We start from the raw sequence: 18507 nt of genomic DNA, 5'->3' as shown, positions 1-18507 counted from the left end.
ATGAATTGCTCGCGCGGCGAAAAACGCCGCACGTTCAATCTAGTCACGGGTTGCAGCTGGCACAATCACGCCAACGTATATGTTTGGTGGATCAGCGGGGGGCGGGGAACGGCGAGCCCGCCGCAGATGCGGCGGCCGCCGGGGCCGCGGCAGGCGCTGCTGCGCGCTTGGCAGCCTTGCGGGCGCGGCGTGGCGGTGTCGCAGGCTGCAACTCGGCGACGACCGGGCTCGGATCGACCGTGGTCCGTGCCGGCGAGGTGAAGTCCCCGGGAACGCGGGTAATGGTCACCGGAACTGTCATCGGCTGAAATTTTGCGAGGGTAAAGGTTGCGCTGAACCCGGTTTCCGTTGCCAGAGGCAGCGAACACGGGGTCTTGCAGCTCGGGCCAATCGACGTGACCACCTCTGCGCCGGGCGGAACCGAGTCGAACTGCACGGTAACCGGTTCCGGTGCCGACTTGAATGCGTCCATGGAGAACGACGTGCAACCGGCCAGGCTCAAGCCTGCCGCTGCCAAAACTATTACTCTACGCATGGGTATATCCGTCACGTTTTGCGGCTAGCCGCCATCCCCCGGCAACCATAGGAGCGTCGTACATATGACGCAACACGCAGACCGCTTATAGTTAATTGATGGTTAACGAAGTCGCCCAACAACCTGAGAAACTCAATGATGTGAACAGGCTAGGCGAGGCGGCGGGGCAACAGGCGGTCGACAGTCGTCGGTAGATCGCGGAAATGGTCGATCACGATGTCGGGCTTGAGTTCGATAATCGGGACATCAGTATAGCCGAATGTAACGCCGATCACCGGGACATTGGCCCGCCGCGCCACACCGACATCGGGGCCGGCATCGCCGACCATGACAACGGACGACATCACGCCACCGGCACGCGCTACCGTCTGCTGCAGGATGACAGGATCGGGCTTCGCGACGCCGAAGGTGTCGGCGCCGCAGATCGCCGCAAATCGGTTGGTCAGCTCCAGCTTGTCGAGCAGCAGCTTCGACAGCCATTCCAGCTTGTTGGTGCAAACCGCGAAGCGGTAGCCACGCCCCGCCATTTCGTCGAGCGCCGCAATCAGGCCCTCGAAGGGGCGCGACTCGTCGGCGATATGCTCCGCGTAATAAGCGATGAAATCCTCGGTCAGGCGTGTGACCTCGTCCGGGGTCATTTCCCGCCCCTCAAGCTCGAGCCCGCGTTCGATCAGGCGCCGGGCGCCCTGGCCGATCATTTTCCGCGCGGATTCCAGCGGGACGGGGGCCAGCCCTTCCTGGTGGAGCACGTGGTTCAGCGCGCTGATGAGATCGGGGGCGGTATCGACGAGGGTGCCGTCGAGGTCGAAAACGACGAGGGGAGCAGGGGAAGCATCTGTCATGCAGGGATCGCTACCGGTCCGCGGCCGATCCCGCAAGGGGGGCGGACGTAGCCCAGCATCCCCCTGGGAATGCAGGCCTGCATTCCCCGGGAAAGCACGCCCTTCGCCCTGTTCCTTCCCCCCAAACGTCGCTAGATATGCGGCGCATCCCGTCCGCGGGACCGATTGTGAACCGCAAGGACCGCTGCGCCGATGAATATGGACGAGCTGAAACGACAGGCTGCCGCCAAGGCGCTCGAATATGTGCGTGATGGCATGAAGCTCGGACTCGGCACGGGATCGACAGCGAAGCACTTCGTCGAACTGCTCGGTGAACGCGTGGCGGGCGGTCTCAAGGTTATTGGCGTTCCGACGTCTGAGGCCACGCGGGCCGATGCGCAGCGTTGCGGCGTGCCGCTGACCACACTCGACGAGGTCGATCGGCTCGATCTCACGGTCGACGGTGCCGACGAAGTCGATCCGGCGCTGAATCTCATCAAGGGCGGCGGCGGCGCATTGCTGCGCGAGAAGATCGTGGCGGCGGCGTCCGACCGCATGATTGTCATCGCCGACGATTCCAAATGGGTGCCGACCCTCGGCCGCTTCCCGCTGCCTGTGGAAGTGATCCCGTTCGGCCTGTCGGCCACGCGCCGCGCGATTGCCGATGTGTTCGCCAAGTGCGGGTTGCACGGCGAAATGGCCATTCGCAGCGGCAAGGACGGCCATGCTTTCGTCACCGATGGCGGCCACTGGATCATCGACGCCCGGCTCGGGACCATCACCGATGCGCCCCGCCTGGCCGGGCTGCTCGGCGCCATTCCGGGCGTGGTCGAGCACGGTTTGTTTATCGGCCTGGCAAGCACCGCCATGCTGGCAGGATCGCAGGGAATTCGCGTTTTCGAGCGTCCGTAACGGCGCAATCAAGGAGAATTGGAATGAAGAAGCTTTCGCACATGCTGCTGTCCGCCGGTCTTGCGCTCAGCGTTGCAGTGATCGCGCTGCCGGTCTCCGCGCAGCAGGGATCTCCGGAAGGACAGGCTCGTCCGATCAAGCCGGCATCGCCAGCTGCGATCGCTTACGCCAAGGAAATTCTGGCGATGAAGAACGCCAGCGCGATGTATGCCAATGCCGTGCCGAACATGGTTCAGCGCGTCAAGGATTCGCTGCTGCAGAGCAATCTGAACTATCAGAAGGATCTCAATGAGGTCGCCATCACCATCGCGCAGACGATGGCCGGGCGCGACAAGGAGATCACCGAGCAGATGGCGAAGATCTATGCCAGCGACTTCACCGAGGCGGAGTTGAAGGACCTTGCGACCTTCTACAAGTCGCCGCTCGGCCAGAAACTTCTTGTGCAGGAGCCCCAGTCGATTTCTGCCAGCATGACCTATATGCAGCAGTGGGCGCAGCAGTTTTCGGAGCAGGTCAACGGCCTATTCCGCGCTGAAATGCGCAAGCGCGGCAAGGAAATCTAAGGGCGTAAGCTGAGGCCCGTCATCCCGGGCCTCAGTCCGCAGTTCGGAGCGATCATGGCTGACGTCGACGTCGATCTGTTTGTCATTGGTGGCGGTTCTGGCGGCGTGCGCGCCGCCCGTATCGCGGCCGGCTACGGCGCGAAGGTCATGGTGGCCGAGGAATATCGCTTCGGCGGCACCTGCGTGATCCGCGGCTGCGTGCCGAAGAAGCTGATGGTCTATGCCTCGCATGTCCAGCGCGAAATCGACGATGCCGCCGGTTTCGGATGGACCATTCCGACGGCAACATTCGACTGGTCGACCTTCATCGCCAACAAGGACAAGGAGATCGCCCGACTCGAGGGCATCTATCAGTCCAATGTGGAGAAGACCGGCGCGACGACCGTCAAGACCCGCGCAGTGTTCGAGGATCCGCACACGCTGCGCCTCGGCACGGGCGAGACGGTGAACGCCAAGCATATCCTCATCGCCACGGGCGGTGCGCCCAATCATGGACCTGTGATTCCCGGCATCGAGCATGTGATCTCCTCCAACGAGGTGTTTCATCTGCCCGAACTGCCGAAGCGCATCGTGATCCAGGGCGGCGGCTATATCGCGCTCGAATTTGCCTGCATTTTTGCAGGATTGGGCTCCGACGTGACGGTGGTCTATCGCGGCGACAACATCCTGCGTGGCTTCGATGAAGACGTGCGCGCCCATGTCCGCAGCGAGATGGAAAAGGATGGCATCACCATCCTGACCGGCTGCACGGTGACCAAGGTCGATAAGCACCGGCACGAATTCACGACGCATCTGTCCAGCGGCGCAAGCATCGCATCCGATCAGGTGTTGTTCGCGATCGGCCGCAATCCGAACACCGCCAATCTCGGTCTCGAGAAGGCTGGCGTTGCACTCAAGCCCGCCCATGGCGGCATCATCGTCAACGAGTTCTCGCAGACCAATGTGCCGCATATCTACGCGGTCGGTGACGTCACCAACCGCATCAACCTGACGCCGGTGGCGATTCGCGAAGGCCACGCCTTTGCCGATACGGTATTCGGCAAGAAGACCGTGAAGGTCGATCACAGCAATATCCCGACCGCCGTGTTCACCCAGCCGGAGGTCGGCACCGTCGGCATGAGCGAAGAAGAGGCGCGCGCCACCTTCAGCCACGTCGATATCTACAAGACCAATTTCCGGTCGATCAAGTCGACCATCTCCGGCAGCGAAAGCCGGGTGCTGATGAAGCTGGTGGTCGACGGCGCGACGGATATCGTGGTCGGCGCCCATATCGTCGGACCGGAAGCGGCCGAACTCATCCAGGTGCTGGGCATCTGCGTGAAGCTGAAGGCCACCAAGGCTGACTTCGACGCCACGGTGGCCGTGCATCCGAGTGCGGCCGAGGAACTCGTGACGATGCGCACGCCGACCGCGCGCTACGTGCGCGAAGCCGCGGAGTAACACCAGCCCTCATGGTGAGGAGCGCGCCCTTGCGCGCGTCTCGAACCATGAGATGCAACGTATCGGTGTTTGTGGCCATCCTTCGAGACGCGGTCGAAGACGACCGCTCCTCAGGATGAGGGCGGATCGATGATCTGCGGCTTCAATGATGTGCCCCTAATCTTCCATCTGGATCCATTCGGCGGCGCCGCGCCACAGCGTGTCACGGTGCTCCGGCCGGAAGAATCCAAAATGGCCGACCTTTTTCGAGCCGGCCTCGATAGGGCGGATACTGTCGATCTCCGGCTTGATTGACGTGAAGCCCGCGCAGAGCATTTCCACGGCGGCGCGTGTGGCCCATGGATCGTCTGAAAAGCTCAGGGCCCGCATCTCGCCGCGGTAGCGCGGAAAGTTCACCAGCGCTCGCAGTTTGCTGTCGTCGAAGAAGTAGCGATCGCTGGTGACCCAGCCCGCCCATTCCAGAAACACGTCGCGTGGCAGATCGTAGCCGAGCCCGATCCTGCCGGGCGCATAGCCGATGACGCGCGCCAGCGGCGCGCCGACGAATTTCATGAGCACATAGATGCGGTAGCCCTCAGGCGGCGTCATCAGTCGCCAGGTGCCGGCTTGTGCCGCGATGAGCAAGGCGCGTGACACTTCGGAATTGTTGGGGATCAGGCCGAGCGCCTGACCGCCGAAGGAGTGACCGACAAAGGCAAGTGGCATTGCCTTGTAGCGCTCGCGCATCCAGGTCACCGCGGCGGTAACATCGAGCGCAGCCCAGTCGGTCATGGACGCCTTGAAGCCGACCAACGCGTTCGACCGGCCGGACAGGGGATCGGCCTTGGGCCGCGAATCCCCGGTGCCGCGGTAGTCATAGGTCAGCACGGCACAGCCGCGGCTCGCGAGGTAGCTGGCGAAGCCTCTGTAGATTTTGCGGGGAACGGCGGTTGCGGAATTGATCAGAACCGCGTGGGTGCGGGCGCCGCGGGGCAGGTACAGCGTCGCGCCCAACGAATAGCCGTCGGTCGCCTGGAAGGTGATGTCATCGGCAAAAGCGTCGTCCAGTGCAGCCTCCGACACCGCAGTTTCTCCCATGGTGTCCCATATGTTCCTTACCCGGGCCTAGCAAATGCGAATTCGGCTTTGGCTGCAAGGGCTTGGGGCGCAATGTGGATTTCGAACTGGCGATCCCCATCTACGCTGTGTATAACGCGGCCTCCGCAGCCATAAAGCGCGGTTTTCAGGAGAGAAGTGATGTCCGAGCGGTGGACGCCCGATAGCTGGCGCGGCAAGCCCGTGCTGCAAATGCCGGAATACCCGGATCTCAAGGCCCTTGGCGATGTCGAGGCGCAGCTTGCCACGTTTCCGCCGCTGGTTTTTGCAGGCGAGGCCCGCAATCTGAAGAAGTCGCTGGCGCGTGTGGCTGCCGGCGAGGCCTTCCTGCTGCAGGGCGGCGATTGCGCCGAGAGCTTTGCTGAGCATGGCGCCAACAATATCCGCGATTTCTTCCGCGCCTTCCTGCAGATGTCGGTGGTGCTGACCTATGCCGGCGCGCTGCCCGTGGTGAAGATCGGCCGTATCGCCGGTCAGTTCGCCAAGCCGCGGTCGTCGCCGATGGAGAAGCTCAACGGCGTCGAGCTGCCGAGCTATCGCGGCGACATCATCAATGACATCGCCTTCACGCCAGAATCCCGCGTGCCCGATCCGCAGCGCCAGCTGATGGCCTATCGCCAGTCGGCGGCGACGCTGAATCTGCTGCGCGCTTTCGCGACCGGCGGCTTCGCCAATCTCGGCAGCGTGCACCAGTGGATGCTCGGCTTCCTGAAGGATTCGCAGCAGTCGCGCCGTTACAAGGAACTGGCCGACCGCATCTCGGACGCGCTGAACTTCATGCGCGCCTGCGGCCTCAATCTGGAAAGCCACCCGGAACTGCGGTCGACGGATTTCTACACCAGCCACGAAGCGCTGTTGCTCGGCTATGAGCAGGCCTTCACGCGCGTCGATTCCACGACCGGCGACTGGTACGCGACCTCGGGCCATATGATCTGGATCGGCGACCGTACGCGGCAGCTCGATCATGCCCATGTCGAATACTTCCGCGGCATCAAGAATCCGATCGGCCTGAAGTGCGGCCCGTCGCTGAAGCCGGATGAACTGCTGAAGCTGATCGACGTCCTCAATCCGGACAATGAGCCCGGCCGCTTGACGCTGATCAACCGCTTTGGCCACGAGAAGGTTGGGGAGCATCTGCCGGGCTTCATCCGCGCGGTGCAGAAGGAAGGGCGCTCGGTGGTATGGTCGTGCGATCCGATGCACGGCAACACCATCACGTCGAATTCGGGCTACAAGACCCGTCCATTCGATCGCATCCTGTCGGAAGTGAAGTCGTTCTTCCAGATCCATGCCGCCGAAGGCACTCATCCGGGCGGCGTGCATCTGGAGATGACCGGCCAGAACGTGACGGAATGCACCGGTGGCGCGCGCGCTATTTCGGATGAGGACCTCAATGACCGCTACCACACGGTCTGCGATCCCCGTCTGAATGCCGAGCAGTCCATCGACATGGCGTTCCTAATCGCCGAACTGCTGAAGACGTCCCGCGTCGACAGGGCGGAGCCGCTGCCGGTGGCATCGGGTCTCTAAACTTGTCGCGCCTCTGGCGGGCCTGCATCAACACCTGGAATGGCCTGACCTTCGCGACGCGATCGGAGCAGGCCATTCGCGAGGAGCTGTTTGCACTGCTCCTCGCGGTGCCTTTGTCGTTTCTCATCGGCACCACCGCAGCGCGTCGGCTCGAGTTGGTGGCGGTGGTTTTGCTGCTGCTCACCGTCGAACTGCTCAACACTGCCATCGAGAAACTGGCCGACCGGCTCACCACCGAACACGATCCGCAGATCGGGCGTGTGAAGGACATGGGATCGGCGGCCGTCGGCGTCGCGCTGGTGATCGCCGGCATGACCTGGCTGTATGCGCTCGGTGAGCGCATAGGCATCTTCTAATCCTGCAGTTGCGAAGGATGAGCCGGTAGGCTTGGATGTTTCCATGACAGAATTGACGCGCTTCACGGTCACACTCGCCCAGCTCAATCCCATCGTCGGTGACATCACCGGCAATGCCGCCAAGGCGCGCGCTGCGCGGGCGCAGGCCAAAGCCGACGGCGCGACGCTGATCGTGTTTCCTGAATTGTTCATCGCCGGCTACCCACCGGAAGATCTGGTGCTGAAACCGGCATTTCAGGCGGCCTGCCGTGCGGCCATCGAGGAGCTGGCGCGCGAGACCGCGGACGGGGGGCCGGCTGTGTTGATCGGCTCGCCCTGGGTCGATGGCGGCAAGCTCTACAATGCCTGCGCGCTGCTCGACGACGGCCGCATCAATGCGATCCGTTTCAAGGTCAATCTGCCGAATTACGGCGTGTTCGACGAGAAGCGCGTCTTCGCGCGCGGCTCGGTCTCGGGACCCGTCACCATCCGCGGCCTGCGCGTCGGCGTGCCGATCTGCGAAGATACCTGGATGGAAGAGTCCGCCGACTACGAAGACGTGGTCGAGACGCTGACCGAGACCGGCGCCGAAATCCTGATCGTGCCGAACGGTTCGCCATATGCCCGCGGCAAGACGGATCTGCGCTTGTCGGTGCAGGTCGCCCGCGTTACCGAGAGCCATCTGCCGATGGTCTACCTTAATCAGGTCGGCGGTCAGGACGAACTAGTGTTCGACGGCGCGAGCTTTGTGCTCAATGCCGACCGCTCGCTGGGTGCGCAATTGCCGTCCTTCACCGAGAGCGTCACAACGCTGACATTCGAGAAGATCGACGGCCACTGGCGCTGCGACGGACCGATCGCACCGGTACCAGAAGGCGACGAGGGCGACTATGCCGCCTGCGTGCTCGGCCTGCGCGATTACGTCAACAAGAACGGCTTCCCCGGCGTGCTGATGGGCATCTCCGGCGGTATCGACTCTGCGCTTTGCGCCGCGATCGCCGTGGATGCGCTCGGCGCGGACCGCGTGCGCGGCATCATGCTGCCATTCCGCTACACCGCGCAGGTGTCGCTCGACGATGCCGACAAGCTCGCGAAGGCGCTGGGTTTCCGTTACGAGATCCTGCCCATCGCCGATGCGGTCAACGGCTTCGAGAAGATCCTTGCCGATACCTTCAAGGGTCTCGCGCGCGACATCACCGAAGAGAACCTGCAGGCGCGCACCCGTGGTACGCTGTTGATGGCCGTCTCCAACAAGACCGGCGCGATGGTCGTGACGACCGGCAACAAGTCGGAAATGTCGGTCGGCTATGCCACGCTCTATGGCGACATGAATGGCGGCTTCAATCCGATCAAGGATCTCTACAAGACCCAGGTGTTCCGTATCTCGACCTTGCGCAATTCATGGAAGCCCGAAGGCGCGCTCGGTCCCGATGGCGAAGTGATCCCCAACAACATCATTATCCGTCCGCCCACGGCCGAACTGCGCGAAAACCAGACCGACCAAGACTCGCTACCCCCCTACGATATTCTCGATGGCATTCTCGAACGCCTCGTCGAACGCGAAGAGCCGCTGTCGGAGATCGTCGCGGCCGGTTACGAGAAAGACGTTGTGACGCGCATCGATCGGCTGCTCAACATCGCCGAATACAAGCGCCGGCAGGCGGCACCGGGCGTGAAAGTGACGCGGAAGAACTTTGGCAGGGATCGCCGCTATCCGATCACCAACAAGTTTCGCGATCTGGCCAATCCATTGCCGAAGCCCGATGAGGACCTGGTGACTCGGCCAGGCAAGGGCACCAGCGCAGCGTTTGAATGAAGCTGTAGGGCGAATGACGCCCTACAAACCCGTCGTGTATCAGCGCGTGATCCCGTCACCGCGCAGTTTTGGCCACCGCCGCAAAGGTTGAATCGCTCAGGACGCCACCGCCCTGAAACAGGGTGACGACGGGTGAGGATGCGGCGCTAGTGCTGTTCTTGATGTCATACAGCGCCGAGAAACGGTTCAGCAGTTTAGCCAGCTTGGCGGGATCGGCGAGGTCCTTCAGATTGAGGTGTTTCTCCACCACCTTGGCCTGCTGATCGATATCCATCGCGCCCACCTCGTCCGGCAGGCTGAAGATGGTGCGGAACACTTCCGCCAGCGCCTTGTCCGCAAGCAGGTCATAGGCCGAGGTGATGCTCGGCGCCTTGCGCTCGAAGTAGAGCGCGAGCCGCACGCCGGGATTGCTTTCGCCCTGCTGCGTCTCCAGCGTCTGCTGCAGATATTTGTGCTGGATTTCCATGAACTGGTCGCGGGTCTGCGGCCCGAATTTCGGTAGTCGCGTGATCTCGCCGTCGTCGTCGAAATTGAACGAGGCCACCAGCTCCGCGAAACGCGGATCCTTCTGTGTGTTGACGAAGCTCTTGGGGTCGTTCAGGTCGGAATCGAACATCTTGCGCAGATCGGCGGTGGTCACCTTGGCGGGGTCGAGGTCCTTGGCGACGAGCGCGATGTCGATGAGCTTCCTGTCGGCAAGCAGATCCTTCACGCTCTCGATATTGGCGATGTTCTTCTGATAATAGACCGCGTCCTTGTCGGCCGCCTTGCGCAGCTCGGCCTGTTCCTTGTCCTTCGTGAAGCGTGTCTTGGCGATGATGTAGTCCTTCATCACCTGGGTGACTTCCGCCGCGTCCTGCGCCACCACGGGCGTCGTGATATTTCCGCTGCTGTCGAAATTGAATGCCCGAGCGAGCTGAACGTATCGGTCGTCGTGCAGCTTGTTCACGTAGCTCTTGGGATCGTCCGGATCGCTTTTGAGTACGTTTTTGATGATCGTCGGCGAAACCTCTTCGGGATCGAGACCAAATGATTTCAGAGCAAAATTATAGACGTTTGGCGTCTTGAGAAAGGCATCGACTGTGGTCACCTTGGCGAGACCGGAGCGATACTGCTTGATGAGCGATGCCGCGTACTTTTCGTCCGCTGCGAGATAGGTCGCGCCCTGGCTGTTGACATATTTGGCATGGGTGTTGCTCAGCTGCGCGGCTGTCTGGGCAGACGTTCCGGTGGGCAACGTGCCGTCGGGCGAGAACTCGAAAGCGCCCGCAAGCGCCACATAGCTGTCGATCGTCTCGAGTGCATCCTTATAGCTGAGGATGCTGACCTCATTCATCGATCCGCGCGCGCGCTCCAGCTCGATCTTCTGGCGCAGGTCGGCCATATCGGCGCCCGGCTGTTTCAATGCCGCCATATATGTGTCGATCTTGCTGGCGGCATCGAGCATCGCTGCCTGGGCCTTGGTGATATTCGCATTGATGTCGGCTTTCTGCGACACCCAAACGGAATTGACATAGCTGTTCGGATCGGACGGATCGCTGCTCAGCACCTTGCTGATCGTGTCGTGGGACCAGCGATTCTTGTCGATTCCGAAGGCCGAGAAAACATAATCGCGCAGCTTGTCGTCGGCGAGCAGGCCATTGACGTTGGTGATCTTTCCGATCGTGAGATTGTAGTAGTTCTTGTTCGCGTCGATGGCATCGACCCCGCGCTGCGCTACGGCCGTGTACAGACCGATCATGTCGTCGGCCTGGTTCTCGGACTGGGCAGTGTTGCTGCTGCTGCTGGTGGTCCCGAAGGGGAAGGCCGCTGCGAAATCCCGGTAGCGCTTGTCGCTCAGCTTGTTGGCAAAACTGTTGGCGTCGGAGAGATCGCTTTCCAGCACCTTGCGCAGGAAGGCCTTGGCATAGGCCATGTCCTCCAGACCATAGGCCGTCGTTGCATAGGTATAGAGCCGATAGTCGTTCAGGAGATCATCGACGGTTTTCACCTTGCCGATGTTCTCCTTGTAATAGGCCGTATCCCGCGAGACGGTGGCCTGTTGCGAGATCCGCGTCAGCGATTGGGTGAGATTGCGGGAGACGATATTATAGTTGAGATAAGTGGAGACCATCCGAACACCCTCGCGGTTTGGCGTGAGCCTACCGTTCGGAGGTTGTCCGAAGCTGGACGCAAGGGCCGTGCCGTCGTCGCCCCGCCTGGCCCGGCGAGGACCCGAGGCTTAACGCGGCGCGTTGTTCGGCAGGAATTGCGGGCCGACGGTCCGGATCTGGCCAGGAGTGGACGGTGTCGCCGGCTGCGCGGGAGCCGCTGCTGCAGGCGCCTCCGGTGCTGCGCCCTTCTTCAAGGCGGCAGGCGTGCCCTTTTGCGGCTGCGACATCCGCTTGGCACGTTCCTCGGTGACGATGATGTCGCCATTCTCCGCTGCCGATTTGTCGTCGACATTCTTCAACGCTTCGGACCAGGTCTGGCCTTGCGCCTTGCAGGAACACGACGGATTGAATTCGGTGCGATACTTGAAAGCGTTCGGCGACGACGAATAGGGCTGCCCCGAAACCGAGACGGCCGAGTTCATGTCCTCGCCGGGATTGCGATAGGTGAACAGGTTGGCGTCGGAGGCCGGGCAGAGATTCTTGCAGGTCCGCTCGTCATCGCCGAAACGCGCCGGGATCGTCGCGAACGAGATCGGGAAATAGAAGCCATCGCAGGTGCGCACGCAGACGGTCCGATAGGTGCCGGACGGAACGGGCGACATATTGCCGTCCAGCGGCGGTGCGCCGGGGCTTGGCTCGTTGTTGCCGAACAGATTGCTCAGGAAGCCGCCGGGGCCTGAGTTCTGTGGCGCCGCGCGCTGCGCAGCGGCGGCGTATTGCGGGCCGCAATTGTTCTGCGCGAGGGCCAGCAGCACCGAGCGGCGCTGGGTATCACGGTCCGAACTGCCGGGCGTGCCGACGCGCAGGCGTTCGAGATTGCTGGTGATCTGATCCAGATTGCCGCGCATCTGCTGGATCTGGTTGTTGACCGGGCCGCACTGCTGCGACTGGCCATTGAACAGCGAGAAGAAGCCGGAACTGTCGCAGCCCATCCGCTTGGCCTGCGCTGAGACGCGGTCGAGCTCGCTCTGCTGCTTGGACGCGGCGTCCTCATAGCGGCGAAGCTGTTCGGCGCGTGCGGGATCGAGGCCGTTGCCGCGATCGATGGTCGCGAGCTGCGCCTCGAGGCGCCCGCACATCGGATTGGCAGAACCCTGCTGCTGCGCCTGGCTTGGCGGATAGACCTGCTGCGCAGGATAGGCCGGTGGCGGTCCGTTCTGCGCCGATGCAGGAGTGCCCAGCGACAGCGCACCAACCAGTGCGGCACCAACAAAAACCCAGCGAGAAAGGGAAGCAGTCACAGTGTCAGACATATCCGGCCAATGCGCGAGTCAGAAGCGAGCGAGACAGAAACAAGCGGAGTGGTGCGGCATCGCGCGTCGATACCGCCGCCAACCTCTCGCCGACGTTGCCAGACGCGCGCGATGAAAATGCGGCGAACGCGGCTTTCCATAGCTGCTTCTCGCGGCAGGGTCACGTCGTTTCCGGGGCCTCACTGTGGCCGCAAGCGTGACGCAAGAAAATCGCAAGCCGCGGGATGTCAGCGCTGGCAGGTAATCGCAACGAATTCGTCGCATTTGCCGTGATGGCAGGCGCTGCCTGACGTCGGGACCGAGCCGGTCACTTCATCGGGATCGACGCGGCGATAGGCGACGGCCTGGTCGAAGGCGCGCGATTTGCAATAGGACAGGGCGGCATGCGCGCCGCACTTCTCGCCGCGGGCGAGGCACTGGTCGATACCGTAACCGTCAGACTGGTTGGCGATGATGAAGACGCGGGAATCGGCAAAGGCCGAGGAAGCGGCCAGAACAAATGCCGCCGTCAGAACGACTGAAATGGATTTCATAACTCACCGAATGAATGAGGAAATTCGCCCTCATTCGATACGCCCCAAAGATTAATAATCATTAACCATGGGCGGCGTAGCGATGGATTGAGGCCGAAATCAGCCCTTTACGGCATAGTTCCACACCCTTGACGGGCCACCTGGGGTTGCCCCATGGTGCCCCGATGAACGGTTCTCTCGCCATTTGTGGCATTTGCCGCGAGATTAAGAGCTAGCGATTCGCTGGCTGAGGCCGTCTTTTCTCACACGAGATCAATCTCAAGAGGGATGAGAGGACGCCCGGCCGCTAGGGACGGACATCCATGGAACTGCGCCTTTACGACACCCTGACCCGCGAGAAGCGCGTCTTCACGCCGATCGATGCCGACAACGTCCGGATGTATGTCTGCGGGCCGACGGTCTACGACTTCGCCCATATCGGCAATGCGCGCCCGGTCATCGTGTTCGACGTGCTGTACCGGCTGCTGCGATACGTCTACGGAGACGACAAAGTAACCTATGTCCGCAACATCACCGACGTCGACGACAAGATCAACGATCGCGCGTTGCGCGACTTTCCGGGCCTGCCGCTGAACGAGGCGATCCGCCGGGTCACCGAGACCACGGCCAATCAGTTTCAGGCCGACGTCGCAGCGCTGGGCTGCCTGTCGCCGACAGTGCAGCCGCGGGCGACGGACTTCGTGCTACCGCGCCCCGACGGCAAGACCGACATGGTGACGCTGATCAAGGAATTGATCGCGCGCGGCCACGCCTACGAGGCTGCGGGCGAAGTGTTGTTCGACACCCAGTCGATGGCCGACTATGGCGCACTCTCCGGCCGCAAACTGGAAGACCAGCAGGCCGGTGCGCGCGTCGCCGTCGATGCGCACAAGAAGCATCCGACCGACTTCGTGTTGTGGAAGCAGTCATCCGCGGAAGAGCCCGGCTGGGACAGCCCGTGGGGCAGGGGCCGTCCGGGCTGGCACATCGAGTGCTCGGCAATGGCGGAGGCCTATCTCGGCAAGATCTTCGACATTCATGGGGGCGGTCTCGACCTGATCTTCCCGCATCATGAAAACGAAATCGCCCAGTCGCGCTGCGCCCATGGCACGCATGCGATGGCGAATTACTGGATGCACAACGGCTTCCTGCAGGTTGAAGGCGAGAAGATGTCGAAGAGCCTCGGCAATTTCTTCACTATCCGGGAATTGCTGAATGACTGGCCAGGCGAAGTGTTGCGCCTGAACATGCTGAAGACTCATTATCGCTCGCCGATCGACTGGACCGTGAAGGGTTTGGAAGAGAGCGCCAAGACGCTCGATGACTGGTATTGGGTCGCGGCGGATGCAACAGGTGGCGACGTCTCCGACAAGGTGATGGAGCCGATGTTCGACGATCTGAACACGTCGCTGGCTGTTGCAGCGCTGCACGGTCTTCGCAACAGTGCGGCCGCAGGCAATGACGGCGATCGCAGCCAGTTTGCAGCGTCGTTGCGTGCGCTCGGTTTCCTGTCGGAAACGGCTGCTGCATGGAATGGACGCAAACAACAGGCCAGCGGGATCGATGCAGCAAAGGTCGATGGTTTGATTGCGGATCGCACAGCCGCGCGGGCCCGCAAGGACTTCAAGGAGTCGGATCGTATTCGCGACGAACTTGCCGCCATGGGCGTCGTCATCAAGGACTCGAAGGAAGGCACCACCTGGGAGATCGCGCGATGAGCCGACCCGACACACCGTTTCCAAAGCACTGGAAATATTACATCGCGCTGAAATGGGCGCTGATCGTCGGCGCGATCGCGCTGGCACTGAAGCTGGTGGATTTCTGGTGAGCGCGATGGGCGAGGCGAAACCGGCACTGCGGCCGTTCCTGCCGGATGACACCGCGATTGCGGCTGCGATCTATGTGGCCAGCATCGAGGAATTGACGGGGGAAGACTACAGCGAAGCGCAGCAGGAAGCCTGGGCCGCCACAGTCGACGACGAGGTGGCCTTCGGGAAGCGGCTGGCGTCGCAACTCACGCTGATTGCGACATTGGACGGCGTGCCGGTCGGCTTTGCATCGCTGAAAGGCGCCAACCACATCGACCTGCTTTACGTGCATCCGAATGCCGCCTTGCGCGGTGTTGCATCACTGCTGATCGATGCGATCGAGAGGCTCGCTGGTGCGCGCGGCGCCAAGCTGCTGACCGTGGATGCCAGCGACACCGCCGAGCCCTTCTTCAAGAAACGCGGCTACATCCCGACACAGCGCAACAGCGTGCCGCTGAATGATGAGTGGCTTGCCAACACCACGATGCAGAAGACGCTGGGCGAATCCGGGGCCGCCTAAATCGAAGAAGGCTGGGGGAAGACCGATGATCGATCACATCTCTATCGCGGTCAGCAATCTCGAACGTGCCGTGCCCTTCTACGAGCGTAGTTTCGCGCCGCTTGGCATGATCCGGCTGGTAACACGGCCGGCAATGGTTGGGTTCGGCAAGACCTATCCGGAAGTCTGGATTAATCTGCGTGCAGGCATGGCACCGCTACCGCTTGATAGCGGTGTGCATCTTTGCCTTCGCGCGAAGACGACGGATGAGGTTGATGCGTTTTATGCGGCAGCCATCGCCGCAGGCGGCGTCTCGGAAAGCGCGCCCTCGCTCCGGCCGCATGATCGCGTTCGCTACTATGCGACTTTCATCGCCGATGCCGATGGCAATCGTATCGAGGTGGTGACGTTCCCGAAAGACGACGCCACCACGTCGTAGAAGGCCTTAGAGCCGCGTCGCGACGTCCGGAGCCAGCTTCTTGGCTTCGTCGGAAGCCAGCGCCGCAGCGGTGCGGAGCCGGGGCAGGATGTCTTCGGCACGGTCGGCCGTCAGCACGTCCAGCGGCAGTGTCGGCCGGATGAAGGCGGTCGAGCGCATGTGTTTGAGCAGCTCGAGCAGCGGCTCCCAGAAGTTATCGATATTGGCCATCAGGATCGGCTTGCTGTGGCGGCCGAGCTGCTGCCAGGTGAGCTGTTCGACCAGCTCTTCCAACGTGCCGATGCCGCCGGGCAGGGCGACGAAGGCGTCCGATCGCTCGAACATCAGCCGTTTGCGCTCATGCATGTCGTGGGTAACGATCAGTTCCTGGGCGGCGGTCAGCGCGTTTTCGCGCTTGGTCAGGAATTCCGGGATGATGCCGGTGACCCGGCCGCCATTGTCCAGCACGGACTTGGCGACCGCGCCCATCAGGCCGATGGAGCCGCCGCCATAGACCAGGCCGATGCCTTGCTCGGCCATGATCTTGCCGAGCGCGACCGCTGATTCGACGAAGCTGGGATTGGTACCGGGGCCGGAGCCGCAATAGACGCAGATCGTTTTAATTGTGCTCATAGATTCCATGTGGCACTGCGGGATAACAGCGTCAAGACACGGAATGAACGCGATACGGGAAATTCCTGCCCGGGACACCTCTCCGCAGGGAAAAGAATGCTCCGCGAGGGTGCGACGTTCCGGCAAAGCGCCTATATGCATTCTAATGAAATCGACCTCCATTTTGAGCCGGCCCCGGGCCGCAGCTCCGTTCGTTCCAGGCGCCGTGCATGTCTGATTCCGATCCCGCGCTGAACGACGAGACAGTTCCTAACCCGGCCCATATCGAACGCGGCACGCTGTTCGGAACGCTCGCCCATTTGTGGCCCTATATCTGGCCGGGCGACCGCGACGACCTGAAGATGCGCGTCGTCTGGTCGATGCTGCTGCTACTGGTCGCCAAGGCGGCCACACTGACAGTGCCGTTCACCTTCAAATGGGCGATCGATGCGCTGACCGGTGCCGATACGGCTCCGGTCCAGTCCTCGAACTGGACGCTGTGGCTGATCGCATCGCCGGTCGCCATGACCGTCAGCTACGGCGCAATCCGCGTGCTGATGGCGATCTTCACGCAATGGCGCGACGGCATCTTCGCCAAAGTGGCGATGCATGCAGTGCGCAAGCTGGCCTATCTCACCTTCGTCCACATGCACGAACTTTCGCTGCGCTTTCATCTGGAGCGCAAGACCGGTGGCCTGACGCGTGTGCTCGAACGCGGCCGCGCAGGCATCGAAGTCATCGTGCGCATGGTCATCCTGCAACTGGTGCCGACCATCGTCGAGTTGTTGCTGGTGATGGGTGTACTGCTGTGGCAGTTCGACTGGCGCTATGTGCTGGTCGTGGCGATCACCGTGGTCGTCTACATGTACTATACGTATCTTGCGACCGAGTGGCGCATCGCCATCCGCCGCAACATGAACGAGTCCGATACCGAGGCGAATACCAAGGCGATCGACTCGCTGCTCAACTATGAGACGGTCAAATATTTCAGCGCCGAAACGCGCGAGGCCGAACGCTATGACAAGACCGTCGAGCGTTTCGAGCGCGCCAGTGTCAAGACCTATACGTCGCTGGCGGTGCTCAATACCGGGCAGGCGATCATTTTCACGCTCGGTCTGACATCGACGATGTTGATGTGTGCGGTCGGCGTGCGCAACGGCACCCACACGGTGGGCGATTTCGTCATGATCAACGCCATGATGATCCAGCTCTACCAGCCGCTGAATTTCATGGGCATGGTGTATCGCGAGATCAAGCAGGCGATCATCGACATCGAGAAGATGTTCGGTGTCCTGAACCGCAATCCGGAAGTGAAGGATATTCCAGGAGCAAAGCCGCTGCTGGTGACGTCAGGTGCCGTGCGCTTCGACGATGTACGTTTCGCCTATGACCCTGAGCGGCCGATCCTGAAGGGGCTCTCCTTCGAGGTGCCGGCCGGCAAGACCGTCGCCATCGTCGGCCCATCGGGCGCCGGCAAGTCGACGATCTCGCGGCTGCTGTTCCGGCTGTATGACGTGTCCGGTGGCACGATCTCCATCGACGGCCAGAACATTCGCAATGTCACGCAGGCCTCGCTGCGCCAGTCGATCGGCATGGTCCCTCAGGACACCGTGCTGTTCAACGACACCATCCGCTACAACATTCGCTATGGCCGCTGGGACGCGACGGACGAAGAGGTCGAGGAGGCCGCCAGGATGGCGCAGATCGACCCGTTCATCCGGATGTCGCCGAAGGGCTATGAGACCGAAGTGGGCGAGCGCGGCCTGAAACTCTCCGGCGGCGAGAAACAGCGCGTGGCCATTGCACGGACCGTACTGAAGGCGCCGCCGATCCTGTTGCTCGACGAAGCGACGTCGGCGCTCGATAGCCATACCGAGCAGGAAATCCAGGACGCGCTGGAGAAGGTCTCGCAGGGCCGCACCTCGCTGGTGATTGCGCATCGGCTGTCCACCATTGTCGGCGCCGACGAGATCATCGTGCTCGACCAGGGCCGGATCGCCGAGCGCGGCACTCATGGCCAGTTGCTGGCCGCCGGCGGTCTCTATGCCAGCATGTGGAACCGGCAGCGCGAGGCCCAGGAGGCCCGTGAGCGGCTCGCCCAGATCGGCGACGATGCCATCGCCCCCAATCGCACCCCACCGCCGGTCGATGACGACCGGCTGATGACGCCTGACGCGGCGGAATAATCTCTGCTAAAGCAGGGCC

17 protein-coding genes are annotated in these 18507 nt (G+C 62.1%); 10 read left to right on the top strand and 7 right to left on the bottom strand.

Annotated features, from left to right (window positions below; translation table 11 throughout):
- Positions 1–91: 91 nt before the first annotated feature.
- Both LPB73_RS14300 and LPB73_RS14295 read right to left on the bottom strand, forming a co-directional pair.
- Positions 92–535: a hypothetical protein gene (locus tag LPB73_RS14300; protein ID WP_068730561.1), complete on the bottom strand. Its 444-nt coding sequence runs from the start codon at positions 533–535 to the stop codon at positions 92–94.
- A gap of 149 nt (positions 536–684) precedes the next feature.
- The gene (locus tag LPB73_RS14295) at positions 685–1377 is read right to left on the bottom strand and encodes an HAD family hydrolase (RefSeq protein ID WP_231080947.1); all 693 of its coding nucleotides are present in this window, start codon (positions 1375–1377) and stop codon (positions 685–687) included.
- Between the two features lie 192 nt (positions 1378–1569).
- On the opposite strand from LPB73_RS14295, the gene rpiA reads away from it, so the two are divergent.
- Genes rpiA through gor form a run of 3 tightly spaced genes read left to right on the top strand, consistent with a single transcriptional unit; the run spans position 1570 to position 4271 of the window.
- Positions 1570–2268: a ribose-5-phosphate isomerase RpiA gene (gene rpiA / locus LPB73_RS14290; RefSeq protein WP_231080946.1), complete on the top strand. Its 699-nt coding sequence runs from the start codon at positions 1570–1572 to the stop codon at positions 2266–2268.
- Positions 2269–2291: 23 nt separating this feature from the next.
- On the top strand, positions 2292–2831 hold the full coding sequence (locus LPB73_RS14285) for a DUF2059 domain-containing protein (RefSeq protein ID WP_231080945.1): 540 nt from the start codon (positions 2292–2294) through the stop codon (positions 2829–2831).
- Between the two features lie 54 nt (positions 2832–2885).
- On the top strand, positions 2886–4271 hold the full coding sequence (gor, locus tag LPB73_RS14280) for a glutathione-disulfide reductase (RefSeq protein WP_231080944.1): 1386 nt from the start codon (positions 2886–2888) through the stop codon (positions 4269–4271).
- A gap of 156 nt (positions 4272–4427) precedes the next feature.
- Here gor and LPB73_RS14275 read toward each other — a convergent pair whose 3' ends face one another.
- Positions 4428–5348, bottom strand: a complete 921-nt coding sequence (locus tag LPB73_RS14275) for an alpha/beta fold hydrolase (RefSeq protein WP_231080943.1) — start codon at positions 5346–5348, stop codon at positions 4428–4430.
- Between the two features lie 159 nt (positions 5349–5507).
- On the opposite strand from LPB73_RS14275, the gene LPB73_RS14270 reads away from it, so the two are divergent.
- The 3 genes from LPB73_RS14270 to LPB73_RS14260 are packed head-to-tail and all read left to right on the top strand — an operon-like array spanning position 5508 to position 9047.
- Entirely contained in the window at positions 5508–6896 is a 1389-nt protein-coding gene (locus LPB73_RS14270) for a class II 3-deoxy-7-phosphoheptulonate synthase (RefSeq protein ID WP_120291004.1), read from the top strand.
- 2 nt (positions 6897–6898) lie between these two features.
- The gene (locus LPB73_RS14265; RefSeq protein ID WP_120291006.1) at positions 6899–7252 is read left to right on the top strand and encodes a diacylglycerol kinase; all 354 of its coding nucleotides are present in this window, start codon (positions 6899–6901) and stop codon (positions 7250–7252) included.
- 43 nt (positions 7253–7295) lie between these two features.
- Positions 7296–9047: an NAD+ synthase gene (locus LPB73_RS14260; RefSeq protein WP_231080942.1), complete on the top strand. Its 1752-nt coding sequence runs from the start codon at positions 7296–7298 to the stop codon at positions 9045–9047.
- Positions 9048–9102: 55 nt separating this feature from the next.
- Here LPB73_RS14260 and LPB73_RS14255 read toward each other — a convergent pair whose 3' ends face one another.
- The 3 genes from LPB73_RS14255 to LPB73_RS14245 form a co-directional block, all read right to left on the bottom strand.
- The gene (locus LPB73_RS14255) at positions 9103–11160 is read right to left on the bottom strand and encodes a DUF1217 domain-containing protein (protein ID WP_231080941.1); all 2058 of its coding nucleotides are present in this window, start codon (positions 11158–11160) and stop codon (positions 9103–9105) included.
- Positions 11161–11268: 108 nt separating this feature from the next.
- A complete protein-coding gene (locus LPB73_RS14250) occupies positions 11269–12453 on the bottom strand; it encodes a DUF2865 domain-containing protein (RefSeq protein ID WP_231080940.1) in 1185 nt (394 codons plus the stop codon).
- A 227-nt stretch (positions 12454–12680) separates the two neighbouring features.
- The gene (locus tag LPB73_RS14245; RefSeq protein ID WP_089267154.1) at positions 12681–12986 is read right to left on the bottom strand and encodes a hypothetical protein; all 306 of its coding nucleotides are present in this window, start codon (positions 12984–12986) and stop codon (positions 12681–12683) included.
- Positions 12987–13288: 302 nt separating this feature from the next.
- On the opposite strand from LPB73_RS14245, the gene cysS reads away from it, so the two are divergent.
- From cysS to LPB73_RS14230, 3 genes are all read left to right on the top strand, one after another.
- Positions 13289–14683 carry a cysteine--tRNA ligase gene (cysS, locus tag LPB73_RS14240; RefSeq protein WP_231080939.1) on the top strand — a complete coding sequence of 465 codons (1395 nt, stop codon included), beginning with the start codon at positions 13289–13291 and terminating at the stop codon, positions 14681–14683.
- Positions 14684–14798: 115 nt separating this feature from the next.
- Complete coding sequence (locus LPB73_RS14235) at positions 14799–15293, top strand: GNAT family N-acetyltransferase (RefSeq protein WP_231081152.1); 495 nt, start codon at positions 14799–14801, stop codon at positions 15291–15293.
- 25 nt (positions 15294–15318) lie between these two features.
- Positions 15319–15711, top strand: a complete 393-nt coding sequence (locus LPB73_RS14230; RefSeq protein WP_231080938.1) for a VOC family protein — start codon at positions 15319–15321, stop codon at positions 15709–15711.
- Between the two features lie 6 nt (positions 15712–15717).
- On the opposite strand, the gene LPB73_RS14225 is transcribed toward LPB73_RS14230, so the two are convergent.
- Entirely contained in the window at positions 15718–16323 is a 606-nt protein-coding gene (locus LPB73_RS14225; RefSeq protein ID WP_089267321.1) for a TIGR00730 family Rossman fold protein, read from the bottom strand.
- A 209-nt stretch (positions 16324–16532) separates the two neighbouring features.
- Here LPB73_RS14225 and LPB73_RS14220 point away from each other — a divergent pair, with 209 nt between their 5' ends.
- Complete coding sequence (locus LPB73_RS14220) at positions 16533–18488, top strand: ABCB family ABC transporter ATP-binding protein/permease (protein ID WP_231080937.1); 1956 nt, start codon at positions 16533–16535, stop codon at positions 18486–18488.
- The last annotated feature ends 19 nt before the right edge of the window (positions 18489–18507 follow it).

The organism is Tardiphaga sp. 37S4 (genome assembly GCF_021044645.1).
In the GTDB taxonomy this organism is placed as follows: Bacteria; Pseudomonadota; Alphaproteobacteria; order Rhizobiales; family Xanthobacteraceae; genus Tardiphaga; species Tardiphaga robiniae.
Note: the sequence above shows the minus strand (reverse complement) of the source record. Positions and strands in the feature narration are given on the sequence as shown.

Excerpts from the sequence above, each read along its gene's own strand:
- LPB73_RS14300 (WP_068730561.1), bottom strand. The coding sequence starts at position 535 with ATGCGTAGAGTAATAGTTTTGGCAGCGGCAGGCTTGAGCCTGGCCGGT.
- LPB73_RS14295 (WP_231080947.1), bottom strand. The coding sequence starts at position 1,377 with ATGACAGATGCTTCCCCTGCTCCCCTCGTCGTTTTCGACCTCGACGGC.
- rpiA (WP_231080946.1), top strand. The coding sequence starts at position 1,570 with ATGAATATGGACGAGCTGAAACGACAGGCTGCCGCCAAGGCGCTCGAA.
- LPB73_RS14285 (WP_231080945.1), top strand. The coding sequence starts at position 2,292 with ATGAAGAAGCTTTCGCACATGCTGCTGTCCGCCGGTCTTGCGCTCAGC.
- gor (WP_231080944.1), top strand. The coding sequence starts at position 2,886 with ATGGCTGACGTCGACGTCGATCTGTTTGTCATTGGTGGCGGTTCTGGC.
- LPB73_RS14275 (WP_231080943.1), bottom strand. The coding sequence starts at position 5,348 with ATGGGAGAAACTGCGGTGTCGGAGGCTGCACTGGACGACGCTTTTGCC.
- LPB73_RS14270 (WP_120291004.1), top strand. The coding sequence starts at position 5,508 with ATGTCCGAGCGGTGGACGCCCGATAGCTGGCGCGGCAAGCCCGTGCTG.
- LPB73_RS14260 (WP_231080942.1), top strand. The coding sequence starts at position 7,296 with ATGACAGAATTGACGCGCTTCACGGTCACACTCGCCCAGCTCAATCCC.
- LPB73_RS14255 (WP_231080941.1), bottom strand. The coding sequence starts at position 11,160 with ATGGTCTCCACTTATCTCAACTATAATATCGTCTCCCGCAATCTCACC.
- LPB73_RS14250 (WP_231080940.1), bottom strand. The coding sequence starts at position 12,453 with ATGTCTGACACTGTGACTGCTTCCCTTTCTCGCTGGGTTTTTGTTGGT.
- LPB73_RS14245 (WP_089267154.1), bottom strand. The coding sequence starts at position 12,986 with ATGAAATCCATTTCAGTCGTTCTGACGGCGGCATTTGTTCTGGCCGCT.
- cysS (WP_231080939.1), top strand. The coding sequence starts at position 13,289 with ATGGAACTGCGCCTTTACGACACCCTGACCCGCGAGAAGCGCGTCTTC.
- LPB73_RS14235 (WP_231081152.1), top strand. The coding sequence starts at position 14,799 with ATGGGCGAGGCGAAACCGGCACTGCGGCCGTTCCTGCCGGATGACACC.
- LPB73_RS14230 (WP_231080938.1), top strand. The coding sequence starts at position 15,319 with ATGATCGATCACATCTCTATCGCGGTCAGCAATCTCGAACGTGCCGTG.
- LPB73_RS14225 (WP_089267321.1), bottom strand. The coding sequence starts at position 16,323 with ATGAGCACAATTAAAACGATCTGCGTCTATTGCGGCTCCGGCCCCGGT.
- LPB73_RS14220 (WP_231080937.1), top strand. The coding sequence starts at position 16,533 with ATGTCTGATTCCGATCCCGCGCTGAACGACGAGACAGTTCCTAACCCG.